General features: G+C 71.0%; 16 protein-coding genes. 3 read left to right on the plus strand and 13 right to left on the minus strand.

Annotated features, from left to right (window positions below; translation table 11 throughout):
- Positions 1 to 20 precede the first annotated feature (20 nt).
- The 5 genes from DT073_RS14655 to DT073_RS14675 are packed head-to-tail and all read right to left on the minus strand — an operon-like array spanning position 21 to position 4,287.
- On the minus strand, positions 21 to 1,181 hold the full coding sequence (locus tag DT073_RS14655) for an AMP-binding protein (protein WP_124294058.1): 1,161 nt from the start codon (positions 1,179 to 1,181) through the stop codon (positions 21 to 23).
- 10 nt (positions 1,182 to 1,191) lie between these two features.
- Positions 1,192 to 2,115: a 1,4-dihydroxy-2-naphthoyl-CoA synthase gene (locus tag DT073_RS14660; protein WP_124294059.1), complete on the minus strand. Its 924-nt coding sequence runs from the start codon at positions 2,113 to 2,115 to the stop codon at positions 1,192 to 1,194.
- Entirely contained in the window at positions 2,112 to 2,909 is a 798-nt protein-coding gene (locus tag DT073_RS14665) for an LLM class F420-dependent oxidoreductase (protein WP_124294060.1), read from the minus strand. Before DT073_RS14665 ends, DT073_RS14660 begins: the two co-directional genes overlap by 4 nt.
- A gap of 52 nt (positions 2,910 to 2,961) precedes the next feature.
- Positions 2,962 to 3,936, minus strand: coding sequence for a permease prefix domain 1-containing protein (locus DT073_RS14670; protein WP_124294061.1), 975 nt, complete (start codon positions 3,934 to 3,936; stop codon positions 2,962 to 2,964).
- A gap of 9 nt (positions 3,937 to 3,945) precedes the next feature.
- Positions 3,946 to 4,287, minus strand: a complete 342-nt coding sequence (locus tag DT073_RS14675; protein WP_124294062.1) for a PadR family transcriptional regulator — start codon at positions 4,285 to 4,287, stop codon at positions 3,946 to 3,948.
- Between the two features lie 79 nt (positions 4,288 to 4,366).
- On the opposite strand from DT073_RS14675, the gene DT073_RS14680 reads away from it, so the two are divergent.
- Entirely contained in the window at positions 4,367 to 5,347 is a 981-nt protein-coding gene (locus DT073_RS14680; protein ID WP_124294063.1) for an o-succinylbenzoate synthase, read from the plus strand.
- Between the two features lie 17 nt (positions 5,348 to 5,364).
- On the opposite strand, the gene DT073_RS14685 is transcribed toward DT073_RS14680, so the two are convergent.
- Positions 5,365 to 5,997, minus strand: coding sequence for a TetR/AcrR family transcriptional regulator (locus tag DT073_RS14685; RefSeq protein ID WP_124294064.1), 633 nt, complete (start codon positions 5,995 to 5,997; stop codon positions 5,365 to 5,367).
- A gap of 121 nt (positions 5,998 to 6,118) precedes the next feature.
- Between DT073_RS14685 and DT073_RS14690 the strand changes: the two genes are divergently transcribed.
- Both DT073_RS14690 and DT073_RS14695 read left to right on the plus strand, forming a co-directional pair.
- Complete coding sequence (locus DT073_RS14690) at positions 6,119 to 8,965, plus strand: efflux RND transporter permease subunit (protein WP_124294065.1); 2,847 nt, start codon at positions 6,119 to 6,121, stop codon at positions 8,963 to 8,965.
- Positions 8,962 to 11,307, plus strand: coding sequence for a YhgE/Pip family protein (locus DT073_RS14695; protein WP_124294066.1), 2,346 nt, complete (start codon positions 8,962 to 8,964; stop codon positions 11,305 to 11,307). Before DT073_RS14690 ends, DT073_RS14695 begins: the two co-directional genes overlap by 4 nt.
- A gap of 542 nt (positions 11,308 to 11,849) precedes the next feature.
- Here the strand turns inward: DT073_RS14695 and ccsB are convergent.
- The 7 genes from ccsB to DT073_RS14730 all read right to left on the minus strand — a co-directional run bounded on the left by ccsB (position 11,850) and on the right by DT073_RS14730 (position 18,635).
- Entirely contained in the window at positions 11,850 to 12,881 is a 1,032-nt protein-coding gene (gene ccsB, locus DT073_RS14700) for a c-type cytochrome biogenesis protein CcsB (RefSeq protein ID WP_124294067.1), read from the minus strand.
- 266 nt (positions 12,882 to 13,147) lie between these two features.
- Positions 13,148 to 14,842 carry a cytochrome c biogenesis protein ResB gene (resB, locus tag DT073_RS14705; protein ID WP_205782949.1) on the minus strand — a complete coding sequence of 565 codons (1,695 nt, stop codon included), beginning with the start codon at positions 14,840 to 14,842 and terminating at the stop codon, positions 13,148 to 13,150.
- Positions 14,823 to 15,704 (minus strand): cytochrome c biogenesis CcdA family protein, encoded by an 882-nt coding sequence (locus DT073_RS14710; protein WP_124294068.1) that lies wholly within the window; start codon positions 15,702 to 15,704, stop codon positions 14,823 to 14,825. The genes resB and DT073_RS14710 overlap by 20 nt, the downstream gene beginning before the upstream one ends.
- Positions 15,701 to 16,309, minus strand: a complete 609-nt coding sequence (locus DT073_RS14715) for a TlpA family protein disulfide reductase (RefSeq protein ID WP_124294069.1) — start codon at positions 16,307 to 16,309, stop codon at positions 15,701 to 15,703. The genes DT073_RS14710 and DT073_RS14715 overlap by 4 nt, the downstream gene beginning before the upstream one ends.
- Entirely contained in the window at positions 16,306 to 16,935 is a 630-nt protein-coding gene (locus DT073_RS14720) for a histidine phosphatase family protein (protein WP_124294070.1), read from the minus strand. The genes DT073_RS14715 and DT073_RS14720 overlap by 4 nt, the downstream gene beginning before the upstream one ends.
- A 9-nt stretch (positions 16,936 to 16,944) precedes the next feature.
- Complete coding sequence (locus DT073_RS14725; RefSeq protein ID WP_124294071.1) at positions 16,945 to 17,964, minus strand: DUF368 domain-containing protein; 1,020 nt, start codon at positions 17,962 to 17,964, stop codon at positions 16,945 to 16,947.
- A gap of 20 nt (positions 17,965 to 17,984) precedes the next feature.
- A complete protein-coding gene (locus DT073_RS14730; RefSeq protein ID WP_124294072.1) occupies positions 17,985 to 18,635 on the minus strand; it encodes a DedA family protein in 651 nt (216 codons plus the stop codon).
- Positions 18,636 to 18,670: the final 35 nt, after the last annotated feature.

The following is an 18,670-nucleotide window of genomic DNA, read 5'->3' on the forward strand; positions in this document are numbered from 1 at the left end:
TCACATCCTAGGGCTGCCCACTATCGGTGCCCCGCCACGAGCCGACGGATCGCCTCACGGTCGGGCTTTCCCGAGGGCAGGGCGGCCACCTCGTCGACGAGGATCAGGCGGGAGGGGCGGGCGTGGGCGCCGATCTCGGCGGCCACGGCCGCCCGGGCCTCGGCGAGCTGGGTGGCTTCGCTGCGGCGGAGCGCCTCCCCGCGGGCGGCGACGATCACCGAGGCCTCGCCCCAGCGGTCATCCGCCACCCCCACCACGACGGCGGAGTGCAGTCCCGGCACCGATCGCACCACGCGCTCGACCCGGTCGAGCGAGACGTTGATGCCGCCCGAGACGATCACGTTGTCCAGGCGCCCGCGCACCCGCAGCACACCGTCGTCGATGAGGCCCGCATCGCCGGTGCGGTACCAGCGCGTACCGTCGCGTGCGGTGACGAAGGCCGCATCGGTGCGCACCGGGTCGTCGAGGTATCCCTCGGCGAGGGTCGGACCCGACAGCTGCACCTCCCCGCTCTCGATCCGCAGTCCCACCCCGTCGAGCGGCACGCCGTCGTAGACGCAGCCGCCGCTCGTCTCGGTCGCGCCATAGGTGCGGACGATCCGCGCCCCGGCCTCCTCAGCGCGCTCGAGCACCGCTGCGGGGAGGGCCTGGCCGCCGATGAGGATCGCCTCGAAGGAGCGGAGGGCCGTGCGCACCGCGGTGTCGTGCTCGGCGGCGTCGAGGAGGCGGATCAGCTGGGCGGGGACCAGGGAGGTGAAGGTCGGCACGCGATGCCCGTTCTCGCTCGAGACGAGCATGAGCGCCGCCGATGCGAACGCCTGCGGCTGGAACGGACCCGAGAGCAGGCCCGGCTGCCGGTCGGCGACGAGCGACCGGACGAGTACCTGGAGACCGGCCACATAGCTCGCGGGGAGCGCGAGGAGCCACGCCCCGTCGCCGATGCGTGCCGCGGTGGCGAGTGCACTGGCGGTGAGCGCCGATCGGCTGAGGACGACGCGTTTGGGGATCCCGGTCGACCCCGACGTCGTGACCACCACCGCGGTCCCGGCAGGGACCTCCTCCTCCGGCCTCGCCCCATCGGTCATGCCGAGGCCGAGCGCAGGACCGGCCCCGAGCACGGCCGCGCGCAGAGCCGGCAGGATGTCGCGGGGGTCGTCGCCGTCGACCGGGTGGAGCTTCACGCCGGACCCGTCAGTAGTGCCAGGGGTAGGGGGACCAGTCGGGGTCGCGCTTCTGCAGGAACGCGTCGCGGCCTTCGACCGCCTCGTCGGTGCCGTAGGCGAGGCGCGTCGCCTCGCCCGCGAACAGCTGCTGGCCGGCGATGCCGTCGTCGACGGCATTGAAGGCGAACTTCAGCATGCGGATCGCGGTCGGAGACTTCGTGAGGATGACCCGGGCCATCGACAGCGCCTCGCGCTCGAGATCGTCGTGGTCGACCACACGGTTGACCGCCCCCATCTCGTAGGCCCGCTCGGCGGAGTACTCCTCGGCGAGGAAGAACACCTCCCGGGCGAACTTCTGCCCGATCTGACGGGCGAAGAACGCCGAACCGTAGCCGGCGTCGAACGACCCGACGTCGGCGTCGGTCTGCTTGAATCGGCCGTGCTCGCGGCTGGCGATCGTGAGATCGCACACCACGTGCAGCGAGTGCCCTCCACCCGCCGCCCATCCCGGCACCACCGCGATGACCACCTTCGGCATGAACCGGATGAGACGCTGCACCTCGAGGATGTGCAGTCGCCCGAGCGCCGCGCGCGCTTCGCCGGACTCATCGCCGGCGTCATCCGTCCCGTCGTACTGGTAGCCGGTACGCCCGCGGATGCGCTGGTCGCCGCCCGAGCAGAACGCCCAGCCGCCGTCCTTGGGGCTCGGGCCGTTGCCGGTGAGGAGCACCACGCCGATGCGCGGATCCTGCCGGGCGATGTCGAGGGCGTCGTAGAGCTCGTCGACCGTCCGCGGACGGAAGGCGTTGCGCACCTCGGGACGGTCGAATGCGATGCGCGCGATCCGCCCGTCGGTGGAGACGTGGGCGGTGATGTCGGTGTATCGCTCCGCGCCGGGGGCTGCGACCCACTCGGCCGGATCGAAGAGGTCGGAGACCGCTTCGGGACTCACACCGCGCTCCCGCTGCCGTTCTTGGCGTCGCGCCAGCGCAGCCACCCGGCGATCACGTCGTAGTCGGCCTCGGAGGGCGCCCACCCGAGGGTGAACAGCCGGACGCCGGCGTCGAAGAGAGCGTCGGCGTCGGACTGGTCGCGGCGCTGCAACTCGTTCGAGACGACGAGGTCGGTGACATCGGTCCCCTCCTTCTCAGCCCAGGTGTCGATGACACCGAGCTTGTGGCCGAGCTCGTCGGGGGTGACGAAGCTGTGCCAGATGTCGGCGTGGCGGGCGACCAGGCGCAGGGTCTTCTGCTCACCCTTGCCGCCGATCATGATCGGGATGTCACGGGTGGGTGCCGGGTTGAGCTTGCCCCACCGCGCGACCACGCGCTCGAGGCCCTCGGCGAGATCGTTCAGGCGCGAGCCGGCGGTGCCGAACTCGTAGCCGTACTCGGTGTAGTCGCGCTCGAACCAGCCCGAGCCCGTGCCGAAGATGAAGCGGCCGCCGCTGATGTGGTCGAGGGTGCGGGCCATGTCGGCCTGCAGGTCGGCGTTGCGGTAGCTGTTGCAGTTCACCAGCGAGCCGAACTCGACCCGCTCGGTCTGCTCGGCCCAGGCGCCGAGCATGGTCCACGACTCGAAGTGCAGGCCGTCGGGGTCGCCGAACAGGGGGAAGAAGTGGTCCCAGTTGAACAGGATGTCCACGCCCATCTCCTCCAGGCGGAGGACCGCGTCGCGGATCTGCGGGTAGGTGGCGTGCTGGGGCTGGATCTGCACGCCGAGGCGCACGGGAGTATCGAGAAGCATGTCGCCAGCCTAGAACGCGGGGCGTGGGGCCGGATCGCGGTTCGACGTCGGGTCACCGCCCGAGCATCGCTCCGCCCCGCCCTCGGCGCGCCTTGAGGAAGGCGTCCACCGTGTCCCACGCCGCGATGGCGACGATCCCGAAGCCGAAGATCACCGAGAGGATGCCGGCGACATCGTCGCCGCCCTCGCCGATCACCGTAGGGAAGAACGCGGCGTTCAGCAGCCGTCCCTGCGTGAGGAGCCACACCGCCGCGGCGACGAACACGGCGTTCAGCACGAGGTTCGCCACGGCGAGCGCCGGCGTCCAGCGCCCGACGAGGTAGACGACGATCGTGAGAACAGCCTCGGCAACGGCGAGGATCACGAGGCCCGCGAACCACGTCGGCCAGAGACCGGGGTCGAGGAACGACAGCCCGCGCTCGGACGGGACGAATCCGATGGCGAGATCCCACAGCACCAGCCCCACCCCCAGCACGAGGAACACCAGCTGCCCCACCATGTCGCCGAATCCGGCGCCGCGCGGGCGCGGCTCGGGGAGCCGGTCGAGCGACCATTCCCCGAGACCCATGTCGGCGCGACGCTGGACGGTGCGCTCCACGATGGCGAAGACGAGGACGGTCCAGAACCCGAGGTTGACCGTCACTTGGATCAGCGTCACGACGACCGAGCCGACCAGCTCGCCGAAGCTCGCTCCGCTCAGGGTCTGGGCGAGTGCCACGCCGAAGGCGGCGCACGGCAGCACGATCGCGAGCAGCAGCTTCAGCAGCCGCCACCAGTCGAGGAAGTAGCGGGGGCCGATCAGCTGCAGCGGCCGATCGGTGTACTGGGCGGCGAGCACCTCCGGGTCGCCGAGCGAGAGCAGCACCGCCCGCTCGGCGGCAGCGGGGTCTTCGCCGCCGGCGATGCGGGCGTCGATCTGGTCGTCGATGGATCCGCGGAGTTCCGCAGCGAGATCGGGGCGCTGCGCCTCGGGCACCGTGCGCATCGCGGCGTCGATGTAGCGGTCGGTCAGGGTGGTCGTGGTCATGGCGTGTCCTCAGGCGGCGGATGAAGCGGGAAGGTCGGCGATCGCGCGGGCGAGCGCCTCGAAGTCGGCGCCGAGGGCAGCGGCGAGCCGCACCCCTTCGGCGCTCGTGCGATAGAACTTGCGCGGACGTGCCTCGTCGGTATTCCACTCGCTGGTCAGGTGCCCCTGCTTCTCGAGGCGGCGCAGCAGGGGGTAGAGCGTGTTGGCGTCGACGTCGAAGCCGCGCGACTGCAGCTCCTCCAGCAGGCCGTAGCCGTACCCGGGATCCTGCAGCAGCCGCAGGCACGCCAGCACGACGGTCCCGCGACGGAGCTCCTGCAGGTGGGTGTCGAGGGCTTCGGTCTCGCTCATGGCTCACACTGTACTGTGCATCACACACTATCGTCAATGACACGATGATGGATGCTGCGGCACCGGCCACAATGGGCGGATGACACTCCCCCGGCTCGACGACGTCCTGGAACGACTGCATGTCGTGTCCCTGCCGCTCGTCACGCGCTTCCGCGGTCTCGACAGCCGCGAACTGGCCCTGATCGAGGGACCCGAGGGGTGGACGGAGTTCTCGCCCTTCGTGGAGTACGACGATCGCGAGTCGAGCGCGTGGCTCGCCGCCGCGCTGGAGTACGGCTGGTCCCCCACTCCCCCGGCACGGCGCGACCTCATCCCGGTGAATGCGACCGTGCCGGCCGTGCCCGCGGCATCCGTCCCCGAGGTGCTCGCGCGGTTCGCCGGCTGCCGCACCGCGAAGGTGAAGGTCGCCGACCCGGGCCAGCGCCTGGCCGACGATGTGGCCCGCGTGGCGGCCGTGCGCGAGGCGATGGGACCGGAGGGACGCATCAGGATCGACGCCAACGGCGCCTGGAACATCGACGAGGCCGAGCACGCCGTGCGGGCCATGGAGCATTACGACCTCGAATACGTCGAGCAGCCCTGCGCGAGCATCGACGAGCTCGCCGAGCTCCGGCGCCGCATCTCGCGTCTGGACATCCCCGTGGCCGCCGACGAGAGCGTGCGCAAGGCCGACGACCCACTGGCCGTCGCCCGCGCCGAGGCCGCGGACCTCCTGGTCATCAAGGCCCAGCCGCTCGGCGGGGTGTCACGCGCGCTGCGCATCGTCGCCGAGGCGGGGCTTCCCGTCGTCGTCTCCAGCGCGCTGGACTCCGCGGTCGGCCTGTCGATGGGGGCCGCCCTGGCCGCAGCGCTCCCCGAGCTCCCCTATGACTGCGGCCTGGGCACCGGGGCCCTCTTCACCGAGGACGTCTCGGACTATGTCGCCCAGGACGGAGCTCTGCGCGTGGTCCGGCCGGTTCCCGACCTCGGAGTGTTGGAGCGCCGCGCCGTCGACGCCGAGCGCCGGCAGTGGTGGGTGGAGCGCATCGCGCGCTGCCACGCCCTTCTCGCGATGGAGTGACGCGCCCCCGGCCGGGCTCAGTCGTCGACGAGCACCAGGTGCGCGATCTGCGCGACCTCGGCACGGCAGCGCTTCTCGCGTTCGTCGTCGTCGAGACCGGCCATCACCGCGCGGACGAGCGTGGACTCCCACGACGAGATGAACAGGCGGGCAGCGTCGGCAGCCGGCACCCGGAAGCGCACCCTCGTCGAGCGTCCGATGTCGTCGATGATGCGCGCGACGCTCGCGTGCATCTCGTCCTGCTGCCGCAGGTACCCCTCGGCGAAGCGAGGGTTGCGGAGCGCGTGCATGCGGATCTCGCTCATGAGGAGCACGCCCAGCCGGTCTTCGGCGGGTCCGTCCAGCACCCGCTGCACCACCGCCTGGATGGCATCGGTGGTCACCTCGAGGTGGCCGCCGTCTTCGAGCTCGGCCACCCGCACCGCAACCGCCTCGACGCGCGCCTCCCAGACTCGGGCCGCGAGCTCCAGGAAGAGCTCCTCTTTGCTGTCGAAGTTGGAGTAGAACGCGCCGCGGGTGAACCCGGCGCGCTCGCACACCGCCTCGACCGAGGCGGCGTCGAGGCCTGACTCAGCGAAGACCTCACCGGCGGCATCGAGCAGGCGCTGACGCGTGGCATCGCGACGGCGTGCGGGGGTGGTGCTCGTCATCGATCCTCCTTCGACTTTCACGGGAACTCCCCAGACTGGCGGTCCGGGCGCGCTTTACGATACACCTGTGTATTGGATACAGCGCTGTATCGATATCTGATCCCCGTTTCCAGGAGGCGCCGTGTCCACACTGCTGTACGCACTCGGACGTTGGTCGTTCCGTCGGCCGTGGAAGGTGCTCGTCGCCTGGCTGCTCCTGCTCGCCCTGGCCGGCGGCGGCGCCGCCCTGTTCTCCCAGGGAACCGACAACTCCTTCTCGATCCCCGGCACCGAGGCGCAGGAAGGCCTTGAGGAGCTCAATCGCACGTTCCCGCAGGTGAGCGGCACGAGCGCGCAGCTGGTGGTGGTCGCCGCGGACGGCGACCAGATCGACGACGAGGCGTATCGCAGCGCCATCGACGACGCGGTGGCGGATTTCGCCGACCTCGACGATGTCATCGCCGTCACCGACCCCTACGACGACACCATCAGCGGCCTTGTCTCCGATGACGGCACCGCCGCCATCATCCGGATGCAGTTCGAGGGTCAGGCGACCGAGATCTCGGACGAGACCGTCTCGTCGGCCGAGGCCATCGCCGACGAGCTCGCCGAGACTCTGCCCGCGGGGTCGCAGGCGGCTCTCGGCGGCGATCTGTTCTCCACGGCGGTGCCGACGCTGACCATCATCGAGGCGATCGGCGTGCTCATCGCCCTGTTCGTGCTGATGATCACCTTCCGCTCGATCGCCGTGGCGTGGTTCCCGCTCATCAGCGCCATCATCGGCGTCGGTCTCGCGGTCGCCCTGATCTTCGTCGCCACGGTGTTCTCGACCATCTCGTCGACGACGCCGCTCTTGGCGGTGATGCTCGGACTCGCGGTCGGCATCGACTACTCCCTCTTCATCGTCGCGCGACATCAAGATCAGGTGCGCGCCGGGATGGAACCCGAGGAGTCGGCCGCGCGCGCCACCGGCACCGCCGGCTCGGCCGTCGTCTTCGCCGGGGTGACGGTGCTGATCGCGCTCATCGGCCTGTCGTTCGCCGGCATCCCGTTCCTCACCACCATGGGGATCGCCGCGGCCGTCGCCGTCGCGATCGCCGTGGTGGTGGCACTGACCCTCACTCCGGCTCTTCTCGGCTTCGCCAAGGGGCGGGTCGTCGGCTGGAAGCGGCGACGGGCACCCAAGGCGCTGAAGGCGGACGGCCCGAAACGCCCCAACCGCTGGGTGATGATCGTCACGCGCCGCCCCCTCCTCACCACCATCGCGGTCGTCGCGGCGCTCGGCGCGGCCGCGATTCCGGCCGCGAGCCTCACCCTCGCCCTCCCCAACGCCGGGATGCAGAGCGAGGAGAGCGAGGCCCGCCAGGCCTACGACCTCGTCGCGGAGAAGTTCGGCCCCGGGGCCAACGGCCCGCTCATCATGACCGGGACGATCGTCACCTCGACCGACCCGCTCGGCCTGATGGACGACCTCGCGGCCGAGATCGAGCAGGTGCCCGGCGTGAAGGAGGTGGCCCTGGCCACCCCCAACGAGACCGCTGACACCGGCATCATCCAGATCGTCCCCGAGACCGCTCCCGACGACCCGGCCACCGCCGACCTCGTCCGCGAGCTGCGTGCGCAGCACGACCGGCTCCTCGATGAGTACGGCGTGGATCTGAAGGTCACCGGCTTCACGGCGGTCGCCATCGACATCTCCGACCGGCTGGGTGAGGCGCTGCTCCCCTTCGGGATCTTCGTGGTCGGGCTCTCGCTCGTCCTCCTGATGATCGTCTTCCGCTCGATCTGGGTGCCGCTGAAGGCCGCCGCCGGCTACCTCCTCTCGGTCGCCGCCGGATTCGGCGCCGTCGCGGCGGTGTTCGAGTGGGGCTGGTTCGCCGACCTGCTCCACGTCTCGCGCACCGGACCGGTGATCAGCTTCATGCCGATCATCCTCATGGGCGTGCTGTTCGGCCTGGCCATGGACTACGAGGTCTTCCTCGTCTCGCGCATGCGCGAAGACTTCGTCCATGCACGACGGCGCCTGGGCCGCAATCCTTCGCGCGACGAGCTCCGGGCGATCGCGGTCGGCGCGGTGCGCTCGGGCTTCACCGCGTCCGCCCGCGTGGTGACCGCGGCGGCGGTGATCATGTTCGCCGTGTTCGCGGCCTTCGTCCCCGAGGGGGATACGTCGATCAAGCCCATCGCGCTCGGGCTCGCCGTCGGGATCGCCGTCGACGCCTTCATCGTGCGCATGACGCTCGTGCCCGCGGTCATGACCCTGCTGGGTGAGAAGGCCTGGTGGTTCCCGAAGGCGCTCGACCGGATGCTGCCGCACTTCGACATCGAGGGTGAGGCCGTCGAGCGCGAGATCGCGCTCGAGGACTGGCCCGAGCGCGACACGACCGCCGCGGTCGTGGCCGAGGGGGTCGGCGTCGGCGACGGCGGCGAGGGCGAGGGTGGCGGTGACGTCGTGTACGCCGGCGCCTCGTTCCGGGTGGAGCCGGGGTCGACACTCATCGTCACCTCCGATGATGCGCGCGCTGCACGCGGACTGCTCCTGACCATCGCGGGGCGCCTGGCCCCCACCGAGGGTCGCATCAAGGTCGAGGGGCACCTCCTCCCCGAGCGTGCCGCATGGGTGCGCCCACGGGTCGGTGTGGCGCTGCTGCACAACAACGACGACCCCGCGAGCGAGCTCCGCGAGGCCTTCGACGGCGGCAGCCGGGTGGTGGTGGTCGACGCGCTGGACTCGATCGAGACCCAGTCGCTCGCCGCTCGCGATCAGGCCCTCGCCGTGCTGCGGCAGAGCGGCGAGACGACCCTCATCGTGTCGGCCAGCGACGCGGCCTTCGCCGAGCGCGCCCTCACCGAAGCAGGTCGCGCCGGGGTCACGGTGCTGTCGGTGAGCGGCCCGCCCGCGGCATCCGCACTCTCCCGCTCGTCCCGTTCTTCGCGCTCCGATGACGCAGCGTCTTCGACCTCCCCCTTCGATGAGGTGTTCTCATGACTCTTCCCCTCGAACGCGCGCGCAGCCCGAAGCCGGTGACGTGGCTGACGATCCTCGGGGTGCTGCTGCTGCCGGTGATCGTCGGCGGCATCCTCGTCGCCGCGCTCTACAACCCCACCGAGCGGCTCGATCAGCTGAACGCCGCGATCGTGAACGACGACGAACCGGTCGAGATCAACGGACAGACGGTGCCTCTCGGCCGTCAGCTGAGCGCCGGGCTCGTCGAAGGGTCGGATGACCTCGAGAGCAACCTCACCTGGACGATCTCGAACGAGGATGACGCAGCCGAAGGCCTCGCCGACGGCACGTATGCGGCGGTCGTGACGATCCCCGCGAACTTCTCGGCCGCGGCGACCTCGACGCAGCCGGGCGAGACGCCCGAGCAGGCGACGATCGAGGTGACGACACCACCCGACAGCCGCGTGGTCGACGACGCGATCACCGCGCAGGTGACGACCACCGCCGCCTCGCTCGTGGGACAGCAGCTGTCGGAGACCTACCTCGAGAACGTGTTCCTCGGATTCACGACGCTCGGCGAGCAGCTCGGCGAGGCGGCCTCCGGGGCGGACCAGCTCGCCGACGGCGCGGGCCAGCTCGCCGACGGCGCCTCGCAGGCCGCCGACGGGGCGGCCGCGCTGGCCGACGGTGCCAGTCAGCTCGCCGACGGTGCGGCGCAGGCTGCGGATGGCGCGGCGGCACTCCCCGGGGGGATCAGCCAGCTCGGCTCGGGTGCGGGGCAGCTCGCCGGTGGCGCGAGCGGACTCTCGCAGGGGGCTGTGGAGCTCCAGAATGGCCTAACGCAGATCGCCGGTGGGATCCGAGGAGCCGCCGACGGCGCTGCCCAGATCTCCGCGGGCGTCCGTGCGGGCGCCGATGAACTCGAACGCACCGGCCTGGTCCCTGATGAGATCTCCGGCTTCGCTCAGTCGGCCGCGGACGACTCGGCAGACTCCGCGGAGCAGATCGGCGGCGTAGCCCAGAGTCTCGGAACCATCGCCCCCGCTGCGGGCGGACTCGCGGAGTCGCTCGGTCAGCTGGCCGCGACCTGCGCCGCCTCGGGCGCTTCAGAGGAATTCTGCGCTCAGCTCACCGCGGTCGCCGGTACCGCGGGCACGACGGCGGCGGATATCGGTGCCACGGCGCAATCCGCCGGCGGAGCGGCCCAGACCGCCGTCGACGCGGCAACCGCGGCCGGGACGACGAATGGGGCGCTCCAGCAGTTCGACACCCAGGGCGCGACGGAGTTCGCGGGTCAGTTCCGCACCATTGCCGACAGCGTCGACCAGCTCGGCGGAGGGCTGGGTCAGCTGGCGGATGCAACCGATCAGTCCGCCGCGGGCGCAGGACAGCTCGCGGGCGGAGCCGGGCAGCTCGGAAGCGGGGCGTCGGCGCTGGCAAGCGGCGCTCAGCAGGCGGCGGAGGGTGCGCAATCTCTGGCGACCGGCGTGCGCGGTATCAGTGACGGCGCTGCCGGTGTGTCCGAAGGGACAGCGGGGCTCGCCGACGGCGTGCAGGGGCTCAACGACGGCGCGGCCGGCGTCGCGGAGGGGACGACGAGCTTGGCCGACGGACTCGCGACCGCGACGGAGGAGATCCCGACCTACACCGACAGCGAGGCGACCGACCTCGCCACGGTGGTGGCCGACCCGGTCGCCGCGCAGGGGGTGGGCGACAACCTGTTCGGCGCCTCGGCGATCCCGCTGCTGTCCACCCTCGCGCTGTGGTTCGGCGGACTCGGCACGTTCGTGGCGCTCCAGGCGGTGTCACGGCGCGCCCTGACCTCTCGTGCACCGTCGGCCGTGCTGGCGCTCCGCGGGTTCCTGCCCGCGGCCGTCATCGGCGCCGTGCAGGGCGTGCTGATCGCCGGCATCGTGCAGCTCGCGGCGGCGTACACGTGGGGCGAATGGACGGTCTACGCCGCGGTCTGCGTCGCCGCCGGTGTCGCCTTCGCCGCTGTGAACCAGGCGTTGGTCGCCGTCTTCGGCGGTGTGGGCCGGTGGATCTCGGCGCTCGTGGGTGTGCTCGTCGTCGCGACCGGGGTCGTCTCGACGGTGCCGGGCGCACTGACCTCGGTCGCGTCGCTGCTGCCGACCGCCCCCGCGTACCAGGGGATGCTCGCCGCCCTCACCTCGGCCGACGGTCTCGGTGCGGGTCTGGCCGGCCTCGCCGTCTGGACGATCCTGGCGCTCATCGCCTCTGTGCTGGCGGTGGCCCGTCGGCGGACGGTGTCGGTCCGATCGCTGAAGGCCGCCCCCGCCCCCTGCCCCTGCCCCAGCCCCTCGTCCCCTTCGCCGACCCGTCAGAAAACGCGGCCCCGAGGCATCCGGAGCCGCGTTTTCTGACGGATCGTGCGTGGGGTGGCGCGCCCGCGGACCCACCGCCCGCGGACCCACCGCCCGCCCGACCTCCCCGCACCGCGAGCGGTCGAGGAGCGCCGCCCCGCGTCGGCCTGACTCGGCCCCGGTGTCGCACGCGATCCGTCAGGAAACGCGGCCCCGAGGCATCCGGAGCCGCGCTTTCTGACGGGTCGCGCGTGGCGGGCACGCCCGCGCGCACGCGATCCGTCAGAAGATGCGGCCCCGGTTCGTCGCGGGCCGCGTTTTCTGACGGGTCGTGCGTGGCGGGCACGCTCGCGCGCACGCGGACCCACCGCCGCGCGCCTGCCGCCGCCCGGCCTCCCCGCACCGCGAGCGGTCAAGAAGCGCCGCCCTACGCCATCCGGAGCCGCGTTTTCTGACGGGTCGCGCGTGGGGTGGCGCGCCCGCGCGCCGCGCGCCCGACCTCCCCGCACCGCGAGCGGTCGAGAAACGCCGCCCTGCGCCATCCGGAGCCGCGTTTTCTGACGGGTCGTGAATGCGGGCTGGGCGATCGCGCGGAGCGCGCCTCAGCTCAAGCCGCTGTAGGCGTGCAGGCCCTTGAAGAACATGTTCACGATCGTGAAGTTGAACAGCACCGCGGCGAACCCGATGATCGACAGCCATGCCGACCGCGAGCCGCGCCAGCCGCGCGTCGCGCGCGCGTGGATGTACCCGGCGTAGAGCACCCAGATGACGAACGTCCAGACTTCCTTGGTGTCGAAGCCCCAGTAGCGGCCCCAGGCGTCGTTGGCCCAGATCGCACCGGCGATGAGCGTGAACGTCCAGAACATGAAGCCGATGATGGTGAAGCGGTAGGCGAGCGACTCCAGCGCCTCCGAGCGCGGCAGGGTGCGCAGGAACCCCGGTCCCTTCGCCTTCGTCTCGCGCCGCGACTGCATGAGCTGGAGCACCGACAGCCCGAAGGCCAGGGCGAACAGCGCCGTCGCGAGCGACGCGACGAAGACGTGGATGACGAGCCACACGCTCTTGAGCGGGTCCATCAGCGGCACGATCTCGACGTAGAACGCCAGCGTCGCCCCGCCGAGGAGCAGCACGGTGAGCCCGGTGATGAGCGAGCCGAGGAAGCGCAGATCCGACCGCACGAGCGCGGCGAGGTACACCGCGATGATGAGGAGCGTGCCGGTCAGGGCGAACTCGTACATGTTCGACCACGGCACACGCTCGGCGGCGATGCCGCGCGTGACGGTCGCCCCCAGGTGGAAGATGAACCCCAGCACCGTCAGCACGGTGCCGACCCGCGCCCACACCAGCCGGGGCTTCTTGCCCGAGGCATCCTGCGTCCACGACACGGAGTCGGAAGCGGATGCCGCCGAGCCCGCGCCCCGCGCCGACGTCGTCGATCCGCCTGCGGCAGCCCCGACGAGTTCGCGTGCCTCGGTGCGGACGGCGCCGCTCGCGGCATCCTTCTCCTCGATCGCCGACGCCGAACGGCGGGCGAGATCGATCGCATAGGCGATGAAGGCGAGGGCGTAGATCGCGATGGCGGTCCAGACCAGGAGAACCGAGACCGAATCGAGCGTCAGGGCGGCGTCGGGCATGGATCCCAGTCTACGCTTGGGCCTCAGCGCCGAGCCGGGGTTGGTTCGCCGTCGTGACATCCCGCCCGCCTCGCCGCCCTCGGGCTGCTCCGCGGAGAAATCCGCGCTCGCGACGAGTCACCCTCCGGTGCGCGGCGGCTTCGCGCGAAGGCGGGTTGGTCGGCGGGACGAGCCCCTTCGCCGAGCGAGTGCACCCTCGCGAGCATGGAGTGCACCCTCGCGGGCGGGGCGGGGCGGGGCGGGGCGGGGCGGGGACCGCCCGCGGGCTAGACGCGCTCGCGGAGCACGCCGTCCACGGCATCGCCGTGACGCTGAGCCAGCTGATCGACGGCTCCGGCCAAGCCCGGATCCTCGCCGCGGGCGAGCCCCGCGTACTCGAGCTTCACGGAGTCGCCGGACGGCGTGGCGCGCACCCACATGCGGCGCCGCGGCACGAACAGGCCCGCGAGCAGCCCCGCCGTGGCGAGAACCGAGAACGCCAGCACCCACGGCGCACCCACATCGCGGTGCACCGAGAGCGACACGTACCTCTTGACCGACTCGTCGTACCCCTGCGCGCCCTCGGTCGCCTCGTCTTCGAAGGTGATGGTCCCGCGCCCGCCGGGAAGGTCGGCGGTGTCGCCGGGGGCGAGCTGGATCGAGTCGACACCGGTGTCGCCACCGGTCAATCGGTCCATGTCGCCGGTGTCGAGCGCGTAGACCGAACGAGGAATACCGTCGTCGATCCCCAAGTCGCCCTCGTAGACGTCGAGCGAGACGACGGGGTTGATGAGCGCCGGATAGGCCGACGTGAACGCCCCGGTGTCCAGCGGCGCCTCGGTCGGGTAGAAGAACCCCACGAGGCCGAGCTGCTCCGACAGCCCGTCGGGGATCTTCACCACGCCGAGCGAGGTCATGTTCGTGTCCTGCGGCAGGAAGGGCACCGACTCGGAGAACACCACCTCGCCCGCCGGATCGCGGACGGTGAGCGTCGGGGCGTACCCGTTGCCCATGAGGTAGATGCGGTCGCCGGCGAGCTCGAGCGGGGCGTTCACGCGCACCACGCCCTCCTGCGGCGCCTCGCCCGCGAGCTGCGTGGTGAGGTTCGCGGCGAAATCGCCCGCCTGCCCCGCCCCGTTGGAGCCGACGGGCTGGTAGGTCACCTCGAAGTCCTCGAGCGTCATCGCGTAGGGCACGAGCTGCTCTTCGTCGACGAAGCGGCCGGGGTTGAACGAGGAGTAGTCCAGCAGCGAATTGACCCAGGTGCGCCCCTCGATGATCACGCTCTGACCGGTGTAGGTGAAGCCGCCGCCGATCCCGACCGCGAGGAGCACGCCGACGAGTGCGCCGTGGAACAGCAGGTTCCCGGTCTCACGCAGGTACCCGCGTTCGGCCGACACCGACAGCCCATCGTCGTACCGTTCGACGCGGTAGCCGGCCCGCCGCAGCTGGTCGTGGGCGAGGTCGATCGCGAGGCGCGCGTCATCCGCGGCATCCTCCGACGGCACCGGCACGACCCGCTCGCGATGGTCTTCCAGCCGCGTCAACCGCGCGGGCGTGCGCGGCGGACGAGCGCGCAACGCCTTCCAGTGATGCTTGGTGCGCGGGATGACGCAGCCGATCAGCGAGATGAACAGCAGGATGTAGATCGCCGAGAACCACGGCGATATGTAGACGTCGAACAGGCTCAGGTTGTCGAGCACCGGCGCCAGGTCGGGATTGTCGGTGAACCACTGCGTCACACCGTTCGGGTCGGCGCTGCGCTGCGGGAAGATCGAGCCCGGCACCGCGGCGATCGCGAGGAGCAGCAGCAGCACGAGCGCGGTGCGCATCGACGTCAGCTGACGCCACGCCCAGCGCAGCCAGCCGACGAGTCCGAGCGCGGGCTGGTCGGGTGCGGATGATCCGGAGTCGGCGTGATCCGATGGCCGCAGCGGATCCGCGGCGACACCGGCACCGGCGTCAGAGCGGGAGCGGGACACTGAGGAACACCCCCTGCAGTTGCGCCATGAGGACGGTCCAGACGCCGGTGACCATGAGCAGACCGAGGATCACCAGCAGGGTCCCGCCGACGAGGTTGACGGTGCGGATGTGACGGCGGAGGAACGCCACCGATCGCGTCGCCCAGCCGAAGCCGAGGGCGAGCAGGAGGAACGGGATGCCGAGGCCGAGCGAATATGCCAATCCGAGCATGCCCGCCCGAACCGGGTCGCCGAAGTTCCACGACATCGCGAGGATCGCGCTGAGCGTCGGGCCGATGCAGGGCGCCCAGCCGATCCCGAGCGCGAGACCGAGGAGGGGCGCGCCGACGAGCCCCAGGCTGCTGCGGATCTGCGGCCGTGCGATCTTCTGAGCGAACCCGAAGACCCCGATGAAGACGAGCCCGAGGAGGATGACCACGACACCGAGCACGCGCGTGATGAGGTCGGTGTACTCGATGAAGAAGCGCCCGAGCGTGCCGCCGAAGATGTTGATCGCCATGAACACGACGGTGAAGCCGGCGATGAAGAGCAGGGTGCCGAGCACAAGGCGACCGCGACCGGCCTGCGTGCGCCCGGCCTCGTCTGCGTCGGCTTCTCCGCCCGCATCGGCGCGCGGAGAATCGGCTGAGTCGCGGAGGCCCGAGGCCGAATCGTCCGCGCCTCGGCCGATCGTCCGCGCGCCGGAAGGCGCAGGGGTGCGCACCGGCGCGGGCCTCGACGCCACCGCGCCCCCGATGAAGCCGAGATACCCCGGCACGAGCGGGAGTACGCACGGCGAGAGGAACGACACCAGCCCCGCGGCGACCGCGATCGGCAGCGCGAGCCAGAGAGCGCCGTCGGCGATCAGCGCGGAGATGTTCACGACGGGTCCGCCAACTCGCCCACGATGGTGTCGAGCACCGAGGCGTCTTCGAGCTGGCCGATGATCCGCGCGGCGACGCGCCCCTCGCGGTCGAGCACGAGCGTGGTCGGCGTGGCGTTCAGCGGTGTCCGCTCGGCGAAGGCCAGCTTGATCGAGCCGTCTTCCACGGCGAGCGCGCTGGGGTAGGTGACCCCGTACGTGTCGGCGAACGCCAGCGACGCCTGCGCGGAGTCGTACGTGTTGACCCCGAGGAACGACACCCCGTCGTCGGCGTACTCCTGGTTGACCTCTTCGAGGAACGGCGCCTCCACCCGGCAGGGCGCGCACGCGGCGTACCAGAAGTTCACCACCAGCACCTCGCCGGCGTAGTCGGCCTCGGTGACCGTCGAGCCGTCGTCGAGCACGCCCGAGAAGGCGACCGGCTCGCCACGATCGGCTTCGGGGATCTCCACGACCCGGAAATCGCCGGCGATGAACCCGGTGTTCGCCCCCTCGCGATACTGCTCGGCGAGCGGGTCGCTCGAGCACGCGGCGAGACCGCCGACCAGCACGAGGGCGACGAGAGCGGATGCCACGGCCCGGCCGCGACGCATGAGCGAGGTCATACGGCCCCCTCGTCACGCGCGCCGGCGAGACTCGCCGGTTCGACGTAGCCGACCTCGGTCCAGGTGTTCTTCACCATCTCGAAACTCGTCACACTCGACAGGGCGCAGCGGCGCTCACGGGGATCGTGCCGCGAGGGCAGACCCGCCGCAGCGAGGTGGGTGACCCAGATCGGCAGCTGATGCGAGACGATCACCACATCGCCGCCGTCCACCGCCTCCCACGCCTCGGTCATCGCCGCGTTCATCCGCGCGATCACCTCGTTGTAGGGCTCACCCCAGCTCGGCAGGGCCGGTCGGCGCAGGTGCCGCCAGTTCCACGGGTTCAGCAGGGCCCGGAACATCCGCTTCCCCTCGAACACGTTCGTCGGCTCGATCACGCGCTCGTCGACGACGGGCTCGAGTCCGAATGTCTCGGTGAACGGCTCGGCCGACTCGCGGGTGCGCTGCAGCGGCGAGCACACCAGGCGGCTGACGCCCCGCCCGGTCTCGCGGACGTATTCGGCCGCCTCCTGCGTCATCCGTCGCCCTTCGGCGCTCAATCCGTAGCCGGGAAGACGGCCGTAGAGCACGCGGCGGGGGTTGTCGACCTCCCCGTGACGCACGAGATGGAGGCGGTCTGCGGGCACCTGCCCAGTCTAAAGGCGCGGCTTCTGGGGAGTTTCTGAACCATGCTCGGCGTCGAGAGATCGACGCGCCAGCGCATTCTCGACGAGCAGGAGCACGAACACCGCCGCAGCGCCCAGCAGTGCCAACACGAGAGGCCCCGCCACCGGGTCGTAGGGCGCGACCGGCGAACCCACGCCGTGCGTCTCGCCGGGAGACAGTTCCTGCCAGGGCCAGAGCGCCCGGAGCGACCCGAGCATCAGCCCCGACATCGCCAGCAGTGTCAGCCGGCGGTGGCGCTCGAGCAGGCGTCGCATGGCCTGCACGATGGTGACGAGACCGAGCAGCGCACCCGCGGCGAACACCCCGAGGTAGGCGAGGTTCCTCTCATCCACGGCGAGGAGCGTGGGCGAGTACAGCCCGATCGCGAGGAGGAAGAACGAGCCCGAGACGCCCGGGACGACGAGGGCGCAGACGGCGATCGCCGCGGCGAAGAAGACGATGATCAGGGAAGGGTCGACGGCCACCGCGCCGCCTGCCAGGCCCACGAGCGCGAAGGCGAGGATGGCGGAGGCGAAGAAGACCGCGACTCCCCCGATGCGTGCGGTCGTGAAACGCCGGAGGCGTGGGATCTGCTGCAGGGGAACGACAATGCTCGCAGCGACGAGACCGAAGAACAGTCCGCGGGACAGTTCCGGGTTGGCCGACACCATCGACTCCACGATCCCCGCCAGGGTGAGCACCATCGCCACCATGCCGAGGAGGACGGGAAGGATCAGCGCGACGTCGACCTGCCGAAGCTCCCGGGCGGCGTTTCGTCGCCGGTCGGGGCCCGAGACCACGATGCGCGCAGCCGTGACGACGTGCGACGCCGACGTGATGAGCCTTTCGTAGACGCCGGTGATGAGCGCCACGGTGCCGCCGGAGATCCCGGGGATGAGCTCTGCGAGGCCGATCAGGGCGCCGCGGACCACGTTCAGCAGGAAGGAGGGGATCGCGAGGATCGCCTGCGCGAACGTGGCGGCTGGCGGCGTCGTGGCAGGCGTCGTCATGCCAGCGAGGATACGGGGGTTCACCCCTCGGCCTGCTGCTCCTCCCGCAGCGCGCGGACCCGGACGACGACGAACCACACCACCGCGACCACGGCGGCGGCGATCACGAGGTACTGCAGGATCTCGGCGTACTGCTCGACGACGGGCCAGGCCTCACCGAGGAAGAAGCCCGACAGCACGAAGATCGTGTTCCAGATGAGACTTCCGGCGGCGGTGAGGAGACCGAATTTCCACAGCGGCATCCGCGTGATCCCGGCGGGGATGGAGATGAAGCTCCGGAAGATCGGCACCATCCGCCCGAAGAACACCGCCTTGCCGCCGTGCCGGTGGAACCACGCCACCGTCTTGTCGATGTCTTCGCCCTTCATCAGCGGGAGGCGTTCAGCGATGCGGCGCAGACGATCGGCGCCCAGCCAGGCGCCGAGCCCGTAGAGCACGAACGCGCCGACGATCGAGCCGAGCGTGGTCCAGATGAGGGCCTCGGCGAGCGTGAACGACCCTCGACTTGCGGTCAGACCCGCCAGCGGCAGGATGACTTCACTGGGGAGGGGCGGGAACAGGTTCTCCAGCGCGATGCCGATGCCGGCCCCGACCGGGCCGATCACCTCCATCAGCGAGACGGTCCAGTCGATGAGCGCACCCAGCCATGAACCGTCGCTTCCCGAAGCCATCCCCCCAGGGTAGGCGGCGCAGGTTACCGGCACCT

The organism is Microbacterium sp. ABRD28, assembly GCF_003850245.1.
Lineage (GTDB): Bacteria > Actinomycetota > Actinomycetes > Actinomycetales > Microbacteriaceae > Microbacterium.

Coding starts and splice junctions, on each gene's coding strand:
- ccsB (WP_124294067.1), bottom strand. CDS start 12,881: ATGCCCGACGCCGCCCTGACGCTCGATTCGGTCTCGGTTCTCCTGGTC.
- DT073_RS14695 (WP_124294066.1), top strand. CDS start 8,962: ATGACTCTTCCCCTCGAACGCGCGCGCAGCCCGAAGCCGGTGACGTGG.
- DT073_RS14680 (WP_124294063.1), top strand. CDS start 4,367: ATGACACTCCCCCGGCTCGACGACGTCCTGGAACGACTGCATGTCGTG.
- DT073_RS14730 (WP_124294072.1), bottom strand. CDS start 18,635: ATGGCTTCGGGAAGCGACGGTTCATGGCTGGGTGCGCTCATCGACTGG.
- DT073_RS14715 (WP_124294069.1), bottom strand. CDS start 16,309: ATGACCTCGCTCATGCGTCGCGGCCGGGCCGTGGCATCCGCTCTCGTC.
- DT073_RS14670 (WP_124294061.1), bottom strand. CDS start 3,936: ATGACCACGACCACCCTGACCGACCGCTACATCGACGCCGCGATGCGC.
- DT073_RS14675 (WP_124294062.1), bottom strand. CDS start 4,287: ATGAGCGAGACCGAAGCCCTCGACACCCACCTGCAGGAGCTCCGTCGC.
- DT073_RS14685 (WP_124294064.1), bottom strand. CDS start 5,997: ATGACGAGCACCACCCCCGCACGCCGTCGCGATGCCACGCGTCAGCGC.
- DT073_RS14725 (WP_124294071.1), bottom strand. CDS start 17,964: ATGACGACGCCTGCCACGACGCCGCCAGCCGCCACGTTCGCGCAGGCG.
- DT073_RS14665 (WP_124294060.1), bottom strand. CDS start 2,909: ATGCTTCTCGATACTCCCGTGCGCCTCGGCGTGCAGATCCAGCCCCAG.